Source organism: Clostridioides sp. ES-S-0054-01 (assembly GCA_021561035.1).
Lineage (GTDB): Bacteria > Bacillota > Clostridia > Peptostreptococcales > Peptostreptococcaceae > Clostridioides.
Map to the genome: position 1 here is coordinate 577,865 of CP067346.1, position 22,807 is coordinate 600,671.

Annotated in this window: 19 protein-coding genes and 1 pseudogene; 11 read left to right on the forward strand and 9 right to left on the reverse strand. The window is 29.9% G+C overall.

What is annotated here, in order from left to right; genetic code table 11:
* Window positions 1–17: 17 nt before the first annotated feature.
* The 6 genes from JJC02_02995 to JJC02_03020 all read right to left on the reverse strand — a co-directional run bounded on the left by JJC02_02995 (window position 18) and on the right by JJC02_03020 (window position 6,129).
* Window positions 18–947 (reverse strand): AEC family transporter, encoded by a 930-nt coding sequence (locus tag JJC02_02995; GenBank protein ID UDN55174.1) that lies wholly within the window; start codon window positions 945–947, stop codon window positions 18–20.
* 173 nt (window positions 948–1,120) lie between these two features.
* The gene (locus tag JJC02_03000) at window positions 1,121–2,455 is read right to left on the reverse strand and encodes a 6-phospho-alpha-glucosidase (protein ID UDN55175.1); all 1,335 of its coding nucleotides are present in this window, start codon (window positions 2,453–2,455) and stop codon (window positions 1,121–1,123) included.
* Between the two features lie 21 nt (window positions 2,456–2,476).
* A complete protein-coding gene (locus tag JJC02_03005; GenBank protein UDN55176.1) occupies window positions 2,477–3,898 on the reverse strand; it encodes a PTS transporter subunit EIIC in 1,422 nt (473 codons plus the stop codon).
* A gap of 17 nt (window positions 3,899–3,915) precedes the next feature.
* Window positions 3,916–4,698, reverse strand: coding sequence for a carbohydrate deacetylase (locus tag JJC02_03010; GenBank protein UDN55177.1), 783 nt, complete (start codon window positions 4,696–4,698; stop codon window positions 3,916–3,918).
* Window positions 4,699–4,798: 100 nt separating this feature from the next.
* Window positions 4,799–5,629, reverse strand: coding sequence for a PRD domain-containing protein (locus JJC02_03015; GenBank protein ID UDN55178.1), 831 nt, complete (start codon window positions 5,627–5,629; stop codon window positions 4,799–4,801).
* Between the two features lie 23 nt (window positions 5,630–5,652).
* Window positions 5,653–6,129: a PTS glucose transporter subunit IIA gene (locus tag JJC02_03020; GenBank protein ID UDN55179.1), complete on the reverse strand. Its 477-nt coding sequence runs from the start codon at window positions 6,127–6,129 to the stop codon at window positions 5,653–5,655.
* A gap of 484 nt (window positions 6,130–6,613) precedes the next feature.
* Between JJC02_03020 and JJC02_03025 the strand changes: the two genes are divergently transcribed.
* Window positions 6,614–7,954 (forward strand): GHKL domain-containing protein, encoded by a 1,341-nt coding sequence (locus tag JJC02_03025; protein UDN55180.1) that lies wholly within the window; start codon window positions 6,614–6,616, stop codon window positions 7,952–7,954.
* Window positions 7,955–8,273: 319 nt separating this feature from the next.
* Here the strand turns inward: JJC02_03025 and JJC02_03030 are convergent, their stop codons facing one another.
* Window positions 8,274–8,843 carry a hydrolase gene (locus JJC02_03030; GenBank protein ID UDN55181.1) on the reverse strand — a complete coding sequence of 190 codons (570 nt, stop codon included), beginning with the start codon at window positions 8,841–8,843 and terminating at the stop codon, window positions 8,274–8,276.
* Between the two features lie 568 nt (window positions 8,844–9,411).
* On the opposite strand from JJC02_03030, the gene JJC02_03035 reads away from it, so the two are divergent.
* A complete protein-coding gene (locus JJC02_03035) occupies window positions 9,412–10,872 on the forward strand; it encodes an NADP-dependent glyceraldehyde-3-phosphate dehydrogenase (GenBank protein ID UDN55182.1) in 1,461 nt (486 codons plus the stop codon).
* A 304-nt stretch (window positions 10,873–11,176) separates the two neighbouring features.
* On the opposite strand, the gene JJC02_03040 is transcribed toward JJC02_03035, so the two are convergent.
* Both JJC02_03040 and JJC02_03045 read right to left on the reverse strand, forming a co-directional pair.
* Entirely contained in the window at window positions 11,177–11,320 is a 144-nt protein-coding gene (locus tag JJC02_03040) for a hypothetical protein (protein UDN56366.1), read from the reverse strand.
* Window positions 11,321–11,431: 111 nt separating this feature from the next.
* A complete protein-coding gene (locus JJC02_03045; GenBank protein UDN55183.1) occupies window positions 11,432–12,466 on the reverse strand; it encodes a helix-turn-helix domain-containing protein in 1,035 nt (344 codons plus the stop codon).
* Window positions 12,467–12,664: 198 nt separating this feature from the next.
* Here JJC02_03045 and JJC02_03050 point away from each other — a divergent pair, with 198 nt between their 5' ends.
* The 9 genes and pseudogenes from JJC02_03050 (at window position 12,665) to JJC02_03090 (ending at window position 22,732) form a co-directional block, all read left to right on the forward strand.
* Window positions 12,665–14,038: a PTS transporter subunit EIIC gene (locus JJC02_03050; GenBank protein ID UDN55184.1), complete on the forward strand. Its 1,374-nt coding sequence runs from the start codon at window positions 12,665–12,667 to the stop codon at window positions 14,036–14,038.
* 75 nt (window positions 14,039–14,113) lie between these two features.
* Window positions 14,114–16,765, forward strand: a complete 2,652-nt coding sequence (locus JJC02_03055; protein UDN55185.1) for a glycoside hydrolase — start codon at window positions 14,114–14,116, stop codon at window positions 16,763–16,765.
* Between the two features lie 489 nt (window positions 16,766–17,254).
* Window positions 17,255–18,568, forward strand: a complete 1,314-nt coding sequence (locus JJC02_03060; GenBank protein UDN55186.1) for a DUF3440 domain-containing protein — start codon at window positions 17,255–17,257, stop codon at window positions 18,566–18,568.
* 17 nt (window positions 18,569–18,585) lie between these two features.
* The gene (locus tag JJC02_03065) at window positions 18,586–19,122 is read left to right on the forward strand and encodes a ParB-like nuclease domain-containing protein (GenBank protein ID UDN55187.1); all 537 of its coding nucleotides are present in this window, start codon (window positions 18,586–18,588) and stop codon (window positions 19,120–19,122) included.
* Window positions 19,123–19,585: 463 nt separating this feature from the next.
* Window positions 19,586–19,807: a spore coat associated protein CotJA gene (locus JJC02_03070; GenBank protein ID UDN55188.1), complete on the forward strand. Its 222-nt coding sequence runs from the start codon at window positions 19,586–19,588 to the stop codon at window positions 19,805–19,807.
* Entirely contained in the window at window positions 19,807–20,070 is a 264-nt protein-coding gene (locus JJC02_03075; GenBank protein ID UDN55189.1) for a spore coat protein CotJB, read from the forward strand. Before JJC02_03070 ends, JJC02_03075 begins: the two co-directional genes overlap by 1 nt.
* Before the next feature lie 61 nt (window positions 20,071–20,131).
* Window positions 20,132–20,704 carry a manganese catalase family protein gene (locus JJC02_03080; GenBank protein ID UDN55190.1) on the forward strand — a complete coding sequence of 191 codons (573 nt, stop codon included), beginning with the start codon at window positions 20,132–20,134 and terminating at the stop codon, window positions 20,702–20,704.
* A gap of 237 nt (window positions 20,705–20,941) precedes the next feature.
* Window positions 20,942–21,082, forward strand: a pseudogene (locus JJC02_03085) (transposase).
* A 75-nt stretch (window positions 21,083–21,157) separates the two neighbouring features.
* Window positions 21,158–22,732, forward strand: coding sequence for a ClC family H(+)/Cl(-) exchange transporter (locus JJC02_03090; GenBank protein ID UDN55191.1), 1,575 nt, complete (start codon window positions 21,158–21,160; stop codon window positions 22,730–22,732).
* The last annotated feature ends 75 nt before the right edge of the window (window positions 22,733–22,807 follow it).

The window sequence follows — 22,807 nt, forward strand, 5'->3', positions numbered from 1 at the left end:
TGCTTTTTGTGTATTCTTTATGAAATAAAGATAACAATACAGGTATAAACAAGCAATGTAACAATCATAAAAATAGAAACAAATGCACTTGTAAATGAAGCATCATCTTCACTCTTATACAATGGTTCAATGACCGGCAGTAAACCAAAACCAGTTGGTGACATAAAATAAATCATTGGTGCTATCATAAATGTTTTATCTACCATATGTTTAGGGAATAAGACAAAAAAGCCTAATATAACCAATGTATAATAAAAGATTTTTATTCCCATTAGTTTTAATAATGGTCGAAGTATCTGACGATCAATTGTGAAATTATAACCTAAAATAAATAAAATCATAGTAATAATTGGCATTGTCGCTTGGCTTAGCGTATTATTTATCAAATCTTTAAATTGAGACATCATAGCCATATGATAGATTCCTGTAATATTTAAAACCATTCCCAGTATCACAGCTATAACAAAAGAGTTATTCAGAACTCTTTTTAATATATCAAAAAAAGTTGAGGAGTTGGCAGTTACTTTAGAAACTAATATTGGAAATACAATAAAGCCTACAATTGTTCCCGCAATATCAAAGATAACCGTATTACTGGACGCTCCTACAATAGACAAATAAAGTGGTAATGCTACATTTCCTCCTTCACACACAGTTAATAAATATGGCGAAAAATGAGCATATTGCTTACCAACAATATTGCTGAATAGTTTTCCTACCACCAATGCTAACGTAAAAACGATAAACACGTATACAATCATTTTTAAATGCTGAAGTTCAATTTCTGCTGTACTGATTAGTTGAAAAACTAATATTGGGAATAATATTTTAAAAACAATAGCATTCGCTCCATCTTTCTGTTCTGGTGTAATCCATCTTTTCTTACGTGATATAAAACCAAGTGCCATGATAAAAAACACCGGAAATAATGTTGATAATGCACTCATATGAATCTCCTTTCAGATTACTTTTTATAAACCGCTAAATAGTTTTAATCATATGCTTAATATCTTAATTTTGATGTGAAACAAAAGAATACGCCTTTATCATTTGAAATCAGGCGTATTCTTCTCTTTCTGTTTATCGACTTATTTATCGAAAATACTTCATTTTGTCATTTTTATTTTTCGTAGAATTTTGGATTCCAATAATCTTTATTTAATTCCAAAAAGTCATCCAGAATAGCTTTACCAACACGATAAGAAGGTACAGTCTTATTTAAAAGGATAGCCTGTAATGCTTTTTCATATGAACCTTCCAGACAAGCTTCCACTGCTAACTTCTCATAACCTTTTTGAGCTTCCATCAATGATTTATGGAACTGTGGAATATATCCTACTGAAGTAGGCTCTACACCTGATGCTCCTACATAACATGGTACTTCAACTACTGCATCATGATTAAAGTTTCCAATTGCTCCTCTATTCATCACATTTACCATGAATCTTTCTCGCTTATCATTGATAATAGAGCTTGCTAGATCAACAATATAATTTCCATGGACACCTGATACTAAATAAGAGTCCTTTGTTGTTTGTTTCTCAATAACTCTACGACATTCTTCATAAACAGTTATTTCACGTCCTGCTAAAACTGTATCTGCTCGTGTAACATCGTGATCAAACATTTCTAACATTTCATCATGGAAATAGTAATACTGTAAATAACATAGTGGTAAGAAGTCAGGATATGCTTTGAATCCTTTGATAACATTATTAAATGTTTTATACCAATATTCATCAAGTTTTCCTTCATCTTTATCTGCACTTAGCCCAGTAACTTTACCTGATAGTACTTCTTCTCTAAGTTTAGGAAGTAAATCTTCACCCTTTTTATTGTAGATGTTTGTATACCAACCAAAGTGATTTAATCCAAAATATTTGAATGTTAAATCTTTTTCATCATATCCAAGATATGCAGCTACTTGTTCCTGCTGAGAAATTGGCATATCACAAATACATAGCATTTTTGCTTGTGGATATGTACGATAAACTGCTTCAGATACCATGGCTTCTGGATTAGAGTAATTTAACAACCATGCATCTGGACATACTTCAACTGCTGTTTTTACAATTTCCAGAATAGCTGGAATGGTACGAAGTGCGAATGAAAATCCTCCTAATCCACATGTTTCCTGACCAATTAATCCATGCTTGTAGCATGTATGTTCATCGATAGAACGTTGCTCGTTTCTGCCTGGACGAATTTGTATAAATACATAATTTGCGCCTATTAATGCTTCTTTCAAATCTGTTGTCCAGCTTGTCTTGATTTCTGGACGATGTTCTTTCATATAAATTTTATTAAATTCTCCCATATGATATACACGATCGTGTTCAATATCATGCAAACACAATTCTGTCATATTCAATTCTTCTGACTTGTTTGCAAGTGCTGCTAAAATACCTGGTGTGTGTGTTGATCCTGCTCCAATAATTACAAATTTATTACCCATGTTCGTAGTCCTCCTTTTATACTAGTTTTCTAACATTTCTTTAAATTCTCTTGCTACTTTATTTACTTCTGTTCCAATAATAATCTGAATTGATGTTTCTCCAAATCTTACAACTCCTTTGGCTCCTGTTTTCTTAATATTTTCTTCATTTACCAAAGAACCATCTTTTAATTCAAGACGTAATCTTGTAACACAGTTTTCTACTTCTTCTACATTATCTTTACCACCAATGTTTTGTAATATTTTCTTGGCCATGTACTGATAATTTGTATGCTCTAACTTAATATTAATTTCCTCAGTAGATACTTCATTCTCATCAAATTTTAATTCTTCTTCTCTTCCTGGAGTTTTTAAATCCCATTTTTCAATCATAATCTTAAATCCAAAGTAATAAATAAAGAAGAAGACGATACCAATTGGAACAATCATCCAACCATTTGTACTTAACTTAAAGTTCAAAATATAGTCAATGACACAGAAATTAACTGACATACCAAAGTGAACATTAAGTAAATATAATATTGCCCCAGCAGTACCAGTTAATAATGCATGAAATGCATAAAGTCTAGGTGCAACAAACATAAATGAGAATTCAATTGGTTCTGTGATACCTGCAACAAAGGTTGTCAATGATGCAGAACTCATTAATGACTTCGTTTTCTCTTTATTCTTTTCTTTTGCAGTTTTATACATTGCTAAACATGCACCAGGAAGTCCAAACATCATTGGAATAAAGAACATTGCTAAGAACAAACCTGCTGTAGGATCTCCTGCTAAGAATCTTGGGATTTCTCCTTTTACAATTTCTCCACTTGCGGTAGTAAAACTTCCTAATTCGTAATAGATATAGGTGTTAACTACATGATGTAATCCAATTGGTATTAACAGACGATTTGTCAATCCAAAGACAAATACCCCTAATGCACCAGCACCAGCAATCCAAATACCAAAATTATTTAAACCTGCTTGGCAAGGCACCCAAAGAAAACTGAACAAAATAGCCAAAGGAATAGCTACAAGTGGTGCTAATGTAACTACAAACTTCTCCCCAGTAAAGAACGAGAACATAGCCGGAGTTTTCCACTCTTTACTATAATTAAATACAATGGCTGTCATAACACCAACTAAAATACCAGCAAATACTCCCATATTGACTGCTTCGTTCATATAGACCAAAACAGCTTTAAATACTGATAATGAGATAATTGCACCAATAATCGGTATTGATCTGTCTTTAGCTTTTGCATATGCTATAACAGCACCGATTGCAAAAAGCACATCCATCATACCAAATACTACCCATCCAGCAGTCTCTAGTACTGGCATATTCAACATATCTACAGCACTTAAACGAGCAAGCAAACCAGCAACTGGAGTAGCAGCAATTGGAATCAACATCGCTTTTCCAAGCTTCGATAATTGTTTTAAAGCTTTGTTAAACATATTCTTTCTCTCCTTTTCTATATATCTTGATAAGTACATAATTGAAAGTTTTCATTTAAGTACTTCATTAATTCTTCATTAAGAATCGCATCAGATTCTATTAGCCTAGGGTAGGCAAAGTTTGACTGAGTAATAATTTTATAGTCCAAATAAGCTGTATGCCACATAACTTCAATAACATCACTTTCAGTCTTTGCCTGTTTAATCAACTGTATAATTTCCTTAACCAAAGCACTTGCTTTATCTTCGTATGCATCAATCTTTCCTTCGATATTAATCCAAGGATCGATCAATACATCATTACATTTAATTCCTTCACTACGTAATATGGAAACGTCATTGAAGGAATTACGAACTGGTAATCCATACTCTTTCGATAATCTAATGACAATCTCAGGATTATTCTTAAAGATGTGTGTATGATGATGAGCATCTAGATGAGTTGGTTCAATCCCCGCTGCATATACTTTCTCTATTTGTGCTTTCCATTCGGCATATACTTCATCCTCATCTACAAATGTATTTTCTTCTTTATAGAAACTAAGATTTTTAAAATATCTTTTTTCATCAACAAGTGTCTTGTGTGTAGTAAGTAAAGGTCTCCCACATGTTAATGTTAAGTGAACACCGATTCCAAAACCAGGATTTTGTTTGGCAAGCATGACTGCGTGATCAAAGCCTGGCATTCCTGCCATTAATGTTGTAGAAGTTAATACTCCTTTTTGATAGCTATCCACGATGCCATAGTTTACCGCATTAGAATAACCAAAGTCATCTGCATTATTAATTAATTTTTTCATAGGCTTATCCTCCTCATATTAATTTTATATATAAAAGGCCCAAAATATAAATCACACTTTGATTTACATTTCAGGCCTGCCTAATCGAATAGTCACACTCCTATTTTCCTAATATTTGTGTTAAATGTATCATCAGATATACAAGTTCTGATTTTGTTACATCATAATTAAGTTCATTTTTTATATACTGACTGATATAATTGATGCATGTTTTTAAATTTGGGTTTCTTTCTAAAAGGTATTGGTATAACACTTCGTTATCGTCATCTCTACTAACTTCTGATCCTATAATACGTCCAATAAAGAATCGAAGATGAGTAACCAGTCTGATATAACTTGAAGATGTTTTATCTAGACGGATTCGGAAACATTTTTCAATAATATTTACGATATCAGTTACTATTTGAACGATTTCCATTGATTTATTTGCTCTAGGCTCTCCGGTATCATTCACAAAATAGACAGCGATATATCCAGCTTCATCAATTGACATATTGATATGCATTTTCTCTTCGATATAAGATATTATCCATAAACTAAATTCAAATTCTTTTTTCCAAATCGTTTTTATTTCCATAAGTGATAAATTAGGTAATGAAATTCCACTTTTTGCCCGATCAATAGCTGCGACTAAATGATCTGTAAACGGAATAATCAAACTTAAATTTAAGCTGATATTTAATCTCTTTTTAGCCTCTTGTAATATATACTCGCTTAATTCAAAGTATTGTGGTTCTATACGTTCTAACAATCGTTCTATCTTTGCCTTTGTTTTCGTTTCTGCGAAGAATCTTTGTTCTACTTTAGTATCATCAACATAATCGCCTGAATGTTTTTTAAATCCAACGCCAGGACCAGTAAGGATATATTCTTCTCCTTTATTGTTAATACAGCGAACTATATTATTGTTATACACTTTAAGAATTTTCATTTGAACTACCCCTTTATATCCATTCAATTTACCTTAATTAATTCAGTTTCACCAGATTGACAATTACCTGATTTCAAGAGGATGTCACAAGGCTGTTCTGCTTCATTTAATAAAATCATTGGCGTTTCTAATGTCACGTTCATTTCTTTAAAGAAATCTAAATCTACTTCAACGATAGGAGTTCTTTTCTTGACATGATCTCCGATATTTACCAGCGTTTTAAAGCCTTCTCCTTTAAAATTCACTGTATTTAATCCAATGTGAACAAGAATCTCAACACCATTGTCCAGTTTCATCCCAAACGCATGTTTACTTTCGTGAATTAGTGTGACAACCCCATCTGCTGGAGCTTTAAATACCTTTTCTGATGGTATGATTGCTATTCCATTTCCCATCATACCACTTGAGAAAACTTCATCTTTTACTTCGGTTAAGTCCAATATAGATCCTGATACAGGTGCATAAATGAAACTCTTGTTTTTTTTCAAAAAGCCGAACATGTTTTATCCCTCCTTGCATAAAAAATAAGCAAAGTACATGGAACGATATATTAATATCACTCTTCAGTACTTTGCCTAATTTAATAGTCACAAATTTTTTACACTCACATCATAACAAAGCGTTTACATTCTGTCAATACTATTTTTTAATTTTTGTATCTAACCTGAAATGAAAACTTAAATTCCATTCTAAAGGGTGACAAATAGAATTTACTCTTTCATTATTGCATGATTATTTCGTGACTGATGTCTGTTTTTTATTCTTTATTCAAGGAGGTTTCCACTATGTCTCATATTTAAACTAAAAAGTAATAAAAAGTTTAATTCAATTTAGCAAATTTAGTGATATAATTAAAAAAGAAAAGAAATATGGACTTATTTGGAATAATTTTGACAATCTATTTACTACACGTGTAGAGTCGTATATAATTAAATTATACATAAAATAAAAAAATAATTTAGTAATACGTTAGGAGAAAGTATTATGATAAAGTCAAGCTTATTTTGGAATATTTTCATTATGATATCCTTTATGATAGAATGGTTTTTTTGTAAGAAAATGCTAGATTATACAAGTGAGCAAAAGGTTTCTAATAGAAAAATAAATTTTTATATGGTAGGTATTATTATTTTTGCTAATATAATTTATTTTTTTGATGTATCTCCAAATATAAGAGTAATTATATCTGGGATAATTACTGTTGTATTTTACAAAACCTCCTATGATGTGAGGTTTGCGAAGTCTATATTGATATCTTTAATCTATTGGATGTTATTAATTGCTACAGATGCTTTAAGTATATCTTTCACAGTCTGGCTTAATTCTATAGATGACATGAGTAAGATGGCGACAGGAGATATATACAGAATTGAGTCTATTGTATCGGGAAAGATACTTTTGATTTTGGCTTTATTTTTATATAAAACATTAAAGATAAAATTAAACATAGAAATAAATAAAAAGACATTATCGTATATAGCTATTCCAATAGTTGCTAATATATCATCTTTTTTTATCATTTTCAAATACATGTTTAATCCAGAGCCTGGTAACGTAATGCATAATTGTCAATTCGTTGCAATTTCTATTATACTGCTTACATCAAGTATCATTTTAATTTTAATTGCTAAGAAATTACAGCAATATAATACTTTAGTGGTGGAAAACAATATGATTAAAAATATTTTGAAATGTGAAAATGAGTATTATGAAGATATGGAAAGTAAATATTTAAAGACTAGATTATTAAGTCATGATATGAAAAATCACATATTGTGCATAAGTGCTATGGTTAAAAAAGGTATTGATGTTACCTCATATTTAAATAACTTACAAGTAGAAATTCAGAGTAATGACTTATTATTTAGTACTGGTAATTTCATACTAGATACTATATTAAGTGAAAAGAAAGAAATCTGTGATAAGAATAAAATAGAACTAAAAGTAGGAATAAACTTTGGTTGTTGTGAAGCTATTGAATTAATAGATGTATGTCATATATTTTCAAATATTTTAGATAATGCAATTGAAGCTTGCAATAAAATAGATGATGGGAATAGAGTGATTTGTGTTAAAGGTGATGTTATTCAAAACTTTTATTTAATAAGAGTGGAAAATACTAAGGTAAATCAGATTATTACCAAAAACGGAGATATTCTAACAGATAAAAAAGGTTCTGTTCATGGATTTGGAATCAAAAGTATAAAAAACTCTGTAAATAAGTATGGTGGCAATGTCGTAATTGAATATGATGATAAAAAATTTGTAGTTAAAATTGCTATACCACTTAGAAATGTGAAGAAAGCAGTCAATCATGTAATCTAATGTATATAGTTAATCTTGTAATGGCGTGTATATATTGAAATTATTTATTACATATAAGAAATTTTTACTGTCAAAGAGTTTATGCCTGTTATGAGTTATGCAGAGAATTTATGTCTGTTATAAGTTATACAGAGGGCTTATGTCTGTTATAAGTTATACATATTATTTGTTGTATATGTTATAAATTGTATATAATAAATTTAGAATATTAGGGATTTTTAGGTAATGTAAAATATAAAAAGAAGTTGCATCAAAAGGAGAAATGCTCTTAAAGATGTAACTTCTATGGTATATGTTTCTATGGTATATGTATGAGGGGCTATATCGCCATTTCTGGGATTAAGCTTCTCATAGCTTCTATAGTTGTTTGGATAAGTTTATCAAGTTCCCATCCAAGCATTTCTGCACCACTTCTTATAACGTCTCGAGAACAGCCAGCAGCAAATGATTTATCTTTAAATTTCTTTTTAACAGATTTTAATTCTAAATCAGAAACACTCTTTGAAGGACGCATTATTGCAGCTGCACCAATTAAACCAGTAAGTTCATCTACAGCAAACAATACTTTCTCCATAAATTGCTCTGGCTTAACATCTGAACCAGTTAATCCATATCCATGACTTATTGTAGAATCAATTATTGATTTATCTAAATCAAGTTCTGTCATTAATTCTCTTTGTTTAACACAATGTTCATCAGGATACATTTCAAAATCTAAATCATGTAAAAGTCCAACGATTTCCCAAAATTCTACTCTTTCAGGGTCGTACTCCTTTGCATAGTATCTCATAACTCCAGATACAATTTGAGCATGTTTTATATGAAATTCTTCCTTATTGTATTTTCTTAATATTTCCCATGCTTGTTCTAAAGTTGGCATGTAACTCATTTTTATCACTCCTATAGCTGAATATTTTGAATTTTTATAAAGCTTATTTTCCATTGATTATACCAATCAATTTTCAATACGTCAACATACTAATACACAATTTTGTATCTAAATTCAGAAATTAATGAAAATTAAGTTTTTATGTCTGCATTTTTTATATCTAAAGTTTTTCGTTCTTTAATATTATCTTTGATGCAAATGATATAAGTAACGCAATAAATCCAACTCCTATTATAATAATGTACACTCCATCCGATAATAAATCGAAAAGTTTACCATATATACACCTACCTATCTAAGATTATCAAAATATTTATAATAATTGCTATATATATGAAATTGTCCATTTATAAATTTGCCAAGTGATTTACATTATGAGACTTGTATTGAAGTTTGATTTATATATAAGTTTCAAGTGAGTATGTTATTAAATAGAAGAATGTAGAAAAAACGTTAACTTAAAAAAATTTTTCTAGGTAAACGTTTATGGAAAAAAGAAATGTTTACATAACGAATAAATGGCTATAATTTAAATACACAAAGTTATATCATAGAGAGGAATAAAAATATGTTTAATGAACTTAGAACAAAAGAAAATGTATATAAAAATTTAATAAATGGAAAATGGGTAGAATCTAATTCAAGAAAACCAATAGAAATTTACTCACCAATAGATAATTCTCTTGTTGGGAAAGTACAATCTATGACAAAATATGAAGTAGATGAGGCTATAAAAAATACAAAAGAGAGTATAAGGGTATGGTCTGAAATGCCTGTATATAAGAGAGCTAATATATTTCATAAGGCTGCTGATTTGCTGTTAGAAAATATGGATGAAATAGCTAATATACTAGTACTTGAAATAGCCAAAGACATAAAATCTGCAAAGGCAGAAGTTGAAAGAACGGCAGATTTTTTAAGATACACAGCTGATGTAGGAAAAAATATGGAAGGTGAAGCTATTAGTGGCGATAATTTCCCTGGAGGAACAAGAAATAAGATGTCTTATGTTTCAAGGGTTCCATTAGGTACTGTTTTAGCTATATCTCCTTTTAATTATCCTGTAAATTTATCAATGTCAAAGATTGCACCAGCACTTATTGGTGGAAATGCAGTCGTATTAAAACCCGCCACACAAGGGGCTATTAGTGCACTTCATGTAGTAGAAATTATGAGAAAAGCTGGGATACCAGATGGAGTACTTAATACTATTACAGGTAGGGGTAGTGAGATAGGGGATTATGTTGTAACACATAAAGGAATTAATTTTATCAACTTTACTGGTAGTACTGAAGTTGGTCAGCATATATCTAAAATATCTAGAATGGTACCATTATTATTGGAGCTTGGTGGAAAAGATGCGGCTATAGTATTAGAAGATGCAGACTTAGATTTTGCAGCTAAAAATATAGTGTCTGGAGCTTATTCGTATTCTGGGCAAAGATGTACAGCAGTAAAGAGAATTCTAGTACAAGAGAGTGTAGCTGATAAATTAGTAGAAAAAATAAAGCCATTAGTAGAGAAGTTAACAATTGGAAATCCAATGGAGGAAGTAGTTATCACGCCTCTTATAGATAATAAAGCAACTGATTTTGTTCAAGGTCTAGTTGATGATGCACTACATAAGGGAGCAAAATTAATAACAGGTAATGTTAGAAAAAATAATTTATTCTATCCAACATTATTGGATAATGTAAATGTTGATATGAAGATTGCTTGGGAGGAACCATTTGGTCCAGTACTTCCAATTATAAGAGTTAAGGATACAAATCAGGCAATTGAAATTGCTAATCAGTCAGAGTATGGTCTTCAATCGTCAGTATTTACAAGTGATATTGATAGGGCGTTTTATATTGCTGATAAGCTTGAGGTTGGTACTGTTCAAATAAATAATAAGACTGAAAGAGGACCAGACCACTTCCCATTTTTAGGTGTAAAGGCATCTGGTATGGGAACTCAAGGTGTTAAGTATTCAATTGAGGCTATGACTAGACCTAAGGCAGTAGTGATAAATGTTAAAGAGCTATAAGAATAACTAAAGTATAGAAAAATAGATGAAAATAAATATATGAAAATAGCTAGAAATATAACTAGAAAAATAGATAAAAATGACCCATTTATTTTAAAAAATAATTTCTTTTATCTAAATTTGGTATCTGATTGGTAAGAGAGTGGATTATTATATTTTGCCTTATAGAGTAAGTTGATACAGCTTACTCTATAAGGTATTTTATTGACTACTTGTATATAATATATTGAATATTAAGAAAATGAGTACTACTTTATGAATAAATATAAATGAATACTACTTTATAAATAAATATAAATGAATACTACTTTATGAATAAATATATATGAATGAAGTTTTTTATATAAGTCTTCTTGTTGATAGCAAGAGACTCACCTGTAAGTGATGCTTGATTAACCATAGCTTCTCCTGATATTATAACTCCATCTAATGGAATCAGATTTCCTATAGTAGAATTTTATAATGAATTAGATGGATATTAGTATGTGATGGAGTTATTATAGTATTTATCATTTCTAGTTTGGAAAGAAACTAATATAATTTAAATATGTATTAGTTATTAATTACTTAAATTAGAATCACGATATTCCTTAGGAGTAGAATTAAAATGTTCCTTAAATTTTTTATAGAAAAAGGTCTCATTTTTGTATCCTATACACTCACAAATTTCATTTATGGTCAAATCGCTATTTTTTAATAAAGAACAAGCTTTATTTAATCTCTGCTTTTGAATTATTTCTTTAAACGTAAGCCCAGTACCTTGTTTAATGTATCTACTAAGGTAATTAGGATGGAATAAAAATTCCTTTGATACAGATTCTAAAGTACAATTACTATAATTTTTTTCTATGAATTGAAGAATTTCACCGATATATATTTTATTAGAAGATTTATATGAAGAAGTTTCATTTTCTTGGTGGCTTTTAAGTAATTCTATAAAAATTAAAATCATATAAGAATCTATAGTATCTTTTATACAAAATGAAGGATTATAGTATTCACAAAGTAAGTTTTCCACTAAATTTAAAAGTAGATTACTATTTTGACAATCGAAAATGATGTACTTATCATGTTTTTGTGTATTAGAGATTGCATCTAATAAAAAATTAGAGATAATACCGTTATTTGATAAACGACTAAGCATAGTTGTATCAAAATATTTTTTTTGTATTATTAAGTTTATTAGTATATCTTGTTCACCTAAAGGTTTTATAGTGTGAGGAACATTTGTATCTAAAATACATACGTTTCCTTTTTTAAATTTAATTTCTTTTTCTAAAATTAATGCTGTAGCTTCTCCTGAGTACATAATATTCATTTCTACAAAATCGTGAACATGCAAAGGTACATTTGAAAATCGTGTTTGACGACTAATTTGAAATTGAACACTTTGAGAAAGATTAGTTATATCTTTATTGTTATCTTGTTTTTCCTTTTCTGCATCAAAGGAAAATGAATAAACTTCTCCAAATGTTTTTATATTTCTTTTTTCTAATTTATCGTAAAAAGAAGAAACATGGTTTGGATTTTTTTTATAGTAAGCTTCTTTTTCAGATAAAGATGTTAGAAAATTAATTAATTGACTTTTATTCATAAGAAACCCCTTTCATAAAGGTTAAGTTTGGATAGTAAATAAGTTAAGTATTGAGATTTTATTTTATCATAGGATGAAATAAAATACAATTATAAGAATGAATAAACGATTATTTCAAAGGTTATAACTAATGAATTAAATTGTAAAGGTAATAAAAGGCATTTTAAATTAAGTTAAATTAGGAGGGGTGGGTTAAATATGGATTATTCTATTTTAGCAGAAAACATTATAAGTCTTGTAGGTGGTAAAGAAAATATTAATACAGTTAACCATTGTATGACGAGGTTAAGAATTGTACTTGAAGATTTGGACAAGGTCAAAACTGAAGAAATAAAGTCACAAAAAGACGTGCTTGGAGTGGCTATATCTGGAGGACAATACCAAATAATAATAGGTCCAGAAGTTAAAAAAGTTTATGCAGAAATAACAAGTAAACTTAGTATACCAAATCAAGAAAAAATTCAGATAAAGAAAGAAAAAGAAAAAACAAGTATTTTTAATCAGTTTTTTAAGGCAATATCGGGAATTATACATCCAGTCCTTGGAGTTATGACTGCCGCGGGTATAACAAAAGGAATTCTGGCAGGATTAACATCTTTTGGTATTATAGGTACAGATAGCGGAACATATCAAATATTATTTGCCTTTGCAGATGGTTTTTATTATTTCTTACCAATTATATTAGGATTTTCGGCTGCAAAAAAACTTGGCTCTAATCCGTATATAGGAGTAACAATAGGAGCAGCTTTAGTGTATCCAGCAATAGTAACAGCTTATAATGATGGATTTGCATTATCATTTTTAAATATACCAGTCGTATTAACTAGTTATGGTAACTCGGTTTTTCCAGTGTTAATAGCAACATATGTAGCATCTATAATTGAGCTTAAGATAAAAGATAAAATATATACTGCTATAACAGCATTTATCACACCACTTATTACATTAATTGTTGTAGTTCCTCTTACTTTCTTAGTTATAGGACCTATAGCTACTATGCTTAGTGATATATTAGCTTCATCAACTCAAAACATATATGCATTTAGCCCTATAGTAACAGGTGTAATTTTAGGAGCATTCTGGCAAGTAATAGTAATTTTTGGACTACATTATGCATTTATTCCAATTTTAATGAACAATGTAGCTACATTAGGAAAAGATCCAATAAATGCAATATTAAATGTAACTGTATTTGCTTTAGCTGGTGCGGCAATAGGATTTGGTTTAAGAACTAAAAATAAAGATGAAAGAGCACTAGGACTTTCTACAGGTGTAATAGGTTTATTAGGTGTTACAGAGCCTATAATATATGGAATTGCACTTCCAAATAAAAATGTATTTGTGTTAGCATTTATTGGAGGAGGTCTAGCTGGAGCAATCACTGCATCAATGAATGCTCATATGTTTAGCTTTGGAGGAAATGCACTTTTTGCAGCACCTATGTTTATAAATCCACAGGGTATAGATAGTAACTTTACAGCTTATATAATAGCATCTATAGTTGCATTTTTCGTACCTTTAGCATTAAGTTACCTATTTGGAGTTAAAAAATTAGTTAAGGAATTAGCATAAATTATATAAGAGGAGTAAGGTAAGTTTTAAAAACATATCTTACTCCATAATATCGTTATAAGAAAGGATGAAGGTATGAATAAAATAGAGATATTGTTAAACAATCAAGAGAAAAACTACATCTTTCCTTTTCTTTGGATGCATGGAGAAGATGAGAAAACAATAAGAAGTTATATAGATAAAATATATGAAAGTGGTATTAAAGAAGTTTGTGTAGAGCCAAGACCTCACCCAGATTTTGCCGGACCAAGGTGGTGGGAAGATTTAAGGGTTGTAATTGAGTCAGCCAAAGAAAAAAATATGAGAGTTTGGTTATTTGACGATTGCCATTTTCCCACTGGATATGCTAACGGTGCTATTAAGAATAAGTATCCAGAACTTAGAGAGAAGTATTTAAAAATAAATCAATTAGATTATCATGGTCCTCAAGAAGATGCAGGAATAATTGTTAAATGGCATGCAGGTGGAGAGCGTAACTCTATAATGAATGTTGGTACAGATAAGAATAAACTTAACATAAAAAAGGAAAATGAAGAAATTATAATAGGTGTCGTTGCTGCGAAATCTACAGGGTACAGCAGTATAGATTCATCTACATTAATTGATTTAACAGATAAGCTAGAAGATGGTGTAGTATATTGGGACATACCAGAGGGACAATGGCGTATATTCGTATTAGTACAAACTTATAATGGTGGAGAAGTTTCCACAGAGAATTACCTAAATCCAATAGATTCAAAAGCTACACAGGTGCTTATAGATGAGGTTTATGAAACTCATTATGAACAGTTTGGTGAGTATTTTGGAAATACAATAGCTGGATTCTTTTCAGATGAACCTAGGTTTGGAAATGTAAAGGGTTCAAATGCATCTATAGGTAGATTTGAAATGGTTTTACCTTGGAGAGCGGACTTAATGGAACTTTTATCTAAAGAAATTGATTCGGATATATGTAAATTACTACCATTGTTGATTTCAGATGGACAAGGCAGTCAAAGAATACGATATGGATATATGAATATAATTTCTGATTTATACTCGAAAAACTTTACAGATAAATTAGCTAACTGGTGTGTAAAACATAATTTAGAATATGTAGGTCATGTAATTGAAGATAATAATGCTCATGCTAGATTGGGCTATGGAACAGGACACTTCTTTAGAGCAATAAGTGGGCAAACTATGTCAGGAATAGATGTTGTACTTCACCAGCTTCTTCCAGGAATGGATAAAGAATACTTCCGTACTTTTACATCTATTGGATGGGATGGAGAATTTTTCCACTATACACTAGCTAAATTAGGGAGTTCACTTGGACACTTGGATTCAAAGAAAAAGGGAAGAACATTATGTGAATTATATGGTGCTTATGGATGGTCTGAAGGATTAAATTTAATGAAATGGTTGACTGACCATATGTTAGTCCGTGGAGTTAATCACTTTATTCCTCATGCATTTTCAATGGCTCCATTCCCAGATTCTGACTGTCCACCACATTTTTATGCTCACGGGAACAATCCACAGTATAGGTATCTTTCACACTTAATGAATTACTCTAACCGTGTAAGTGAACTTATAAGTGACGGGATTCATATAGCATCAGCTTTAATACTTTATCATGCAGAAGCAGAGTGGTCAGGCAACTATATGTTAATGCAAAAGCCAGCAAAAGCTCTTACTCAAAATCAAATTGATTTTGATATAATTTCAGGAGATTTATTAAAAGATGCAAAACTTAATGATAATAAAATTATAGTCAATAAGGAAGAATTTAAAACGTTAATAATACCTTATTCGGAAGGGTTACCAAAAGAGATTTTAGAAAGCATAAAGAGGTTAGTCGATAATAATATATCTGTAATATTTATAGATGAACTACCTTCTTATATTAGTAATGCTCTAGATACAGGGGTAGAGAAATATCTAAGTATAAATAATAAAAACTTATCGGTAGTTCAATTAGATAATCTAGTATCTTATCTAAAAGAAAAACAAATATATGATATTTTACCTGAAAGGTCAGAAGAATACTTAAGATATTATCACTATAAGCAAAAAGAAATGGATGTATATCTTTTCTTTAATGAATCACCTGATAGTACTATTATTAATAAGATAGCTACTAATAGTAATGGAGTAATTTATCAGTATGATGCAATGGAAAATAAACTTATAAAGATTAAAAATAGACAAAAAGATATTGTAGTCGACTTAATATTAGCTCCTCAAGAAGCGACCATATATATAATTAGTGACAAGGAATTTAAAGCAGATACCAAGGAACGCTATTCATTATTAAAAGAAGAAATAATAAAAACAAAGTGGAATGTATCATTGACTGACAGCAATGGTTATCCCAATTTCAGCGATAAGTTTGTAATGGAAAAGTTAACAAATATATCTTCACCTAAATTATATCCGGATTTCTCTGGAACTATAAAATATGAAACTGTATTTAGTATAGAAGATGAAAAACAAGAAATAGAAATTGACTTAGGTAATGTTTATGAAGTAGCAGAAGTGTTTTTAAATGGAGTTTCTCTAGGTGTTAAAATGAGTAAACCATATATATTTAAATTATCTGATAAGGTAAAAAATGGAGAGAATAACCTTACTATAGAAGTAACTAATACACTAGGTACTTCGCAAAAGGATTTTTTGTCACAATACAGAAGTTTACAACCAAGTGGAATAATTGGGGATGTAAAAATAAAGTACTATAAGTAAAATATTAAATTGTATGTATAAGTATTAGATAAATATAGATTATCTAATACTTATTTATTAAAAAGGGAAAACAAATGAATAGATTTCTATCTGAAATCACTATTCTTTGATGTATATGATTTAATCTAATATCATTGAGTATATTGAGTATAATAAAGTAATCATGACAACAGTTTGTCATGTTTTTTATTTCTTATTTAAACAGTATGTATAAAATATAGAGTAGTCAACTTTAATTGATAGAAAAATATGTTATCTATTATATGTTGGAAAAAAATGTAAAATGATATACATATATATTAGAAAAAAATGTAAAATAATGATAGAATATAGTTTATAATACAAAAGTATAATTTTATTATAATTATATGTGTTTAGTTGTATTTGTGTATTTAAGTAATGTATAATTTATGCTAATTACTGCTAAAAAGCATAATAATATTGCATTGTAAGGTTTCATAAACTTCTAGTTGAAAGGGGAGAATTCGAATGGATAAGAGATATTTAGAATCCGATGTATTTGAAGCTTTTCAAGAAAGACTTTCTTATCTTTTCAATGAATTTGATTATATCTATGTATCTTTTAGCGGGGGAAAAGATAGTGGTTTACTTCTAAATTTAATTTTGGATTTTAAGAGAAAGAATAATATAAGTTCCAAAATAGGAGTATTTCATCAAGATTTTGAGGCTCAATATAGTATGACTACTGAATATGTTGAAAAAGTGTTTGAGGAGAATATTGAAGATATTGAACCATATTGGGTGTGTTTGCCAATGGCTACAAGAACTGCTTTAGGAAATTATGAAATGTTTTGGTATCCATGGGATGATGAGAAAGAAGAGTTATGGGTAAGAGAAATGCCGGTTAAAGAATACATAATAAATCAAAAAAATAATCCTTTTACTTATTATAAATATAAAATGAGACAAGAAAATTTGGCAAAACAATTTGGGAGATGGATTAGAGATATACACGAAGGTGCAAAAGTTGTTTGCTTATTGGGAACAAGAGCAGCAGAATCTCTGCAACGTTATTGTTCTATTGTAAATAAGCAGCATGGATATAAAGGAAAGTGTTGGATAACTAAGGAATTTAAAAATGTCTGGACAGCATCCCCTATATATGATTGGGAGATAGAAGATGTCTGGCTAGCTCACTATAAATTTAACTATGATTATAATAAAATTTATGATTTATTCTATAAAGCCGGAGTAGCTCCAAGAAAAATGAGAGTAGCATCTCCTTTTAATGATTCAGCTAAAGAGAGTTTAAATTTATATAGAGTATTAGACCCAGAGGTATGGATGAAATTGGTTGCTAGAGTACAAGGAGTTAATTTCACTTCTATTTATGGAAAAACAAAAGCTATGGGATATCGTAGTGTTAAGTTGCCATATGGACATACTTGGAAGAGTTTCACCTATTTTTTGCTTGATACCTTACCTGAAAATATAAGGAATAACTATATTAAAAAATTTTCAACATCTATTGATTTTTGGCATAATACAGGTGGTGGTTTGTCAGAAATCGTTATACGTGAATTAATAAGAAAGGGTTATAAAATAGAATTAAATGGAGTTTCAAATCATACAAAAGACAAAAAGAGTAGAGTCATATTTTTGGATGATATACCTGATGATACAGATGATATTAAATTCACCAAAGATATACCAAGTTGGAAAAGAATGTGCTATTGTATTTTAAAAAATGACCATATGTGTAAGTTTATGGGATTTGGTCCTACAAAAGACCAAAAAATTAGAACAGAGTATATAAAAAAAAAATATGAAAAAATTCATTAGATAGGAGTTAAGGTGCTATGGAATATAAAAGTCCTGTATATGGAATCATCGCAGTGCCAATTGAAAAGATAGAATCTAACGACTATAATCCAAATTCAGTAGCCCCACCAGAAATGCAGTTGTTGTATAGAAGTATAAAAGAAGATGGTTATACAATGCCAATTGTTTGCTATTATAATCAGGAAAAAGATAAGTATATTATTGTAGATGGTTTTCATCGTTATAGGATAATGCTTGAAAATAAGGATATATATGATAGAGAAAGCGGGCTTCTTCCTGTTTCAGTAATTGATAAATCTCTTGATGAGAGAATGGCAAGTACTATTCGACATAATCGTGCAAGGGGTTCACATAATGTTGATTTAATGAGCAATATTATAACTGAACTTTGTGAAATTGGAAAATCTGATAAATGGATATCAAAGCATCTGGGTATGGAGATTGATGAAATTCTTAGATTAAAGCAAATAACTGGATTAGCTTATTTGTTTAAAGATAAAGAGTTTGGTAATGCATGGATTCCCTTTAATTCTGATATAAAAGAAGAAAATTAAAGATATACATTAAAAATGAAGAGTTTTAATAGTATATATGTATAAATAAGAGAAAAGAGTAGGAAAATGTCCTATTCTTTTTTTATGATTATACTCTTGAATTAAATAAAATTATATAATAAAAAATATTTTAATATAAATTTATTTGATGGAAAAAAGTATTGAAATGTATATTTATGTTATTTTTAATAAAACATAATCACATTTTCTTTAAAAATGAATAATATATAGTAAATAGTAATTAAATTATAAAAAATTGTATAAACTCTATATCAACTATTTAAAATAGATACTTATAAAATATTAGTTAATTAGGAAGATTTTTAAGAACAAAATAAGAACAAAAAAGATATTTATTCCTATTATTAAGGTCTATTAAAACTGCTGTTTATAATATAGCACAAGTATACAATTATTAAAAATAATACTATTTTAAGATTCTAAAAATTAAGGAGGATAATTAATGGAGTATTTAAAAAATGATAGAGAAGATTATTGTTGTGAATTTGCTAGACCATACATTAATCATCAAATTTATGATGACACATACAATCCAAAAACAGCATTAGAAAGAGGTACTTTATTTCCTGAATTGGATTTAATAGAGTCAAATAATTATAATGATTGGCTATATGCAAATCCTAAAAATAGAGTTAGAGCTAAAAAAGGGGGTAACATGTACTAATGTCATTAAATAGAAGAGAGCTTTTAGAACGAATTTCAGAATATCAATTTGCATGTATAGAATTAAATTTATATTTAGATAACAATCCAAGAGATGAGAGAGCTCTTGATTCATATAGAAGATACTGCGACAAATTTACACAAGCTGTATGTGATTATGAATCTAGATATGGAGCATTAACTAATTTTGGATATGAATCAGGTTCATATCCTTGGTCATGGATATCTGAACCTTGGCCATGGGATAAGTCATTTTATAAATAGAATTATGCAGTTTTAAAATTAGATTTATTATTAAATATATATTAAGGAGGAGTAATATAATATGTGGATTTATCAAAAAACACTGGAACATCCAGTTAACATAAGACAGGCAGACCCAAGAATGGCAAAATATATAATGACTCAGTTGGGAGGACCTAATGGTGAGCTAGCAGCTGCAACTAGATATCTTCAACAGAGATATACTATGCCAACTGGAAAATCTCGCGCACTTTTAACTGATATAGGTACAGAAGAAATGGCTCATGTTGAGATAATTTCTTCAATGTTATATCAGTTAATAAGTAATTGTAGTCCAGAAGAGCTTAAGGATGCTGGGCTTGGAAGTAATTATGCTACTTTTGGACATGGTCTTCAGCCAGTAGATTCTAATGGAGTAAACTTTACTACAAGCTATATTAATGTCTTTGGCGATTCGGTAACTGATTTACATGAAGATATGGCTGCTGAACAAAAAGCATTGGCTACGTACTATCAATTAATAAATTTAACTGATGACCCTGATTTAAAAGATATATTGAGATTCTTAGGTCAAAGGGAAGTAGTACACTATCAAAGATTTGGTGAAGCACTAATGGATGTTTACGAATTTACAGAATGTAAACATCAGTTCTAATAAAATATTAAAAATAAGAGGTAAAGGCTTGGATTAATTTCCTTTATCTCTTATTTTTTATTGTTTAAATAGATTACCTTGCTATTTAAACATATTATTTTATCAAAGAAAATACTCTATTCTAAACGTAAGTATGCTGGAGATGTAAGAACTATGGTTATATAAAGCGATAGATACGGATTGTTGTATTATGTAAGTAATTAATATATAATACCATTGTGGATAATAAGTATAAATCAAAATGAATTTTCACATCTAACAACGAAACTTCCAATTTTATGGACAAATAGTTATTTTATTTCTACTGTTGGCGAAGCACCTTTGTCAGTAATAAAGCAATACGTAGAAAGTCAAAAAACATCTCAAAGGAAGCGATAAATTTTTCTATATTTAGTAAATAAAAAGTTATCTTTGTTTATATTGTACAGAACTGTTGGGTTAAGGAGGAAAAGTATGAAAAAGGATACATCTCACGTTATTAAACGGGCAGAGCATTTTCAGTTAATTTTAATTGGAGAAGGACTGATGGTCGGTGCTGTAGCTGGTTTGCTTGTGCTTTTGTATAGGATACTTTTGGGTCAGGCTGGTACTTGGCTTAATCAAATTTTAAAGTTTGTAGAAGGCTCTACAATAAAAATAATAGCTTGGTTTGCAGTGCTTGCACTACTTGCTTGGATTGTATCAAAGTTGGTAGACTGGGAACCAATGATTTCTGGAAGTGGTATCCCTCAGCTTGAGGGGGAAATGACAGGGAAAATTAAGCAAGTATGGTGGCGTGTGTTGCCAGCAAAGTTTATAGGTGGATTTTTATCACTTATGGGTGGTCTTTCTTTAGGAAGAGAAGGTCCTTCCATTCAGCTTGGTGCTATGGCAGGGAAGGGTATTTCTAGAGCACTTGACCGAGGTAAGACAGAGGAAAAATTCCTATTAACATGTGGGGCAAGTGCTGGATTATCAGCAGCCTTTCATGCACCACTAGCAGGTGTTATGTTTTCACTTGAAGAAGTCCATAAAAATTTTTCAGTATCTGTTTTAATTTCTGTGATGACAGCATCTTTGACAGCAGACTATATTTCAGCCAATTTCCTAGGAATGGAGTCTGTGTTCCAGTTTAATATTGGCAATGTATTGCCACAGGATTATTATGGGTTAATAGTGATTTTAGGTGTTATTCTTGGAGTTATGGGTGCATTTTATAATTGGTTTACTCTATATGTGCAGTCTTTATATAAGAAGATTTCTAAAATCGGTACATTTGGAAAACTGTTGATTCCATTTATAATGGCTGGTATTCTTGGGTTTGTAATGCCCGAAGTGTTGGGAAGTGGACACAATTTAGTTGAAGCACTTACAAGTCATGAATATATTTTTAGAATGGTCGTTTTGATTTTTGTTATACGTTTTATATTTTCGGCTGTCAGTTTTGGGTCAGGTGCACCAGGGGGAATCTTTTTTCCACTGCTTGTTTTAGGAGCATTTATAGGTGGAATATTTGGAATGATAGGTGTTAAAGTTTTTGGGATGAATCCAGATTATGTCAATAATTTTGTACTTTTGGCTATGGCAGGATATTTTACAGCTATTGTGCGTGCCCCTTTGACTGGAATTATATTGATTTTTGAAATGACAGGTTCTGTTAGTCAAATGCTTTCACTTTCTATAATTTCGATTGTGGCATATATTGTGGCTACACTTATGAAGTCAAAACCTATTTATGAAAGTCTTTTGGAGCGATTACTTGAGAAAAATGGAGAATCTGTTCCTAAAGAGAGGGGAGAAAAGATATTAGACCAGTTTTCGGTTATGTTTGGCTCTCCTGTTGCAAATAAGAAAATTCAGGATATACAGTGGCCAGAGAATTGTCTTCTGGTAGCTATTCAAAGAGGTGGAGAAGAGATTATTCCTAGGGGTAAAACAGTTCTAAAGCCAAGTGATGTAATTGTTACTATGACAGATGAGAGAGATAGTGGTGTTGTGTATGATAAGATGGAAAATCTATGTAAAGAGCATACATCCCATATTTTATAGAGATGATGAAAGGTTTAATAAAGACTTAATAATTACAAAATTGATAATTTGAAATATAATTAAAGTGTTGATAGA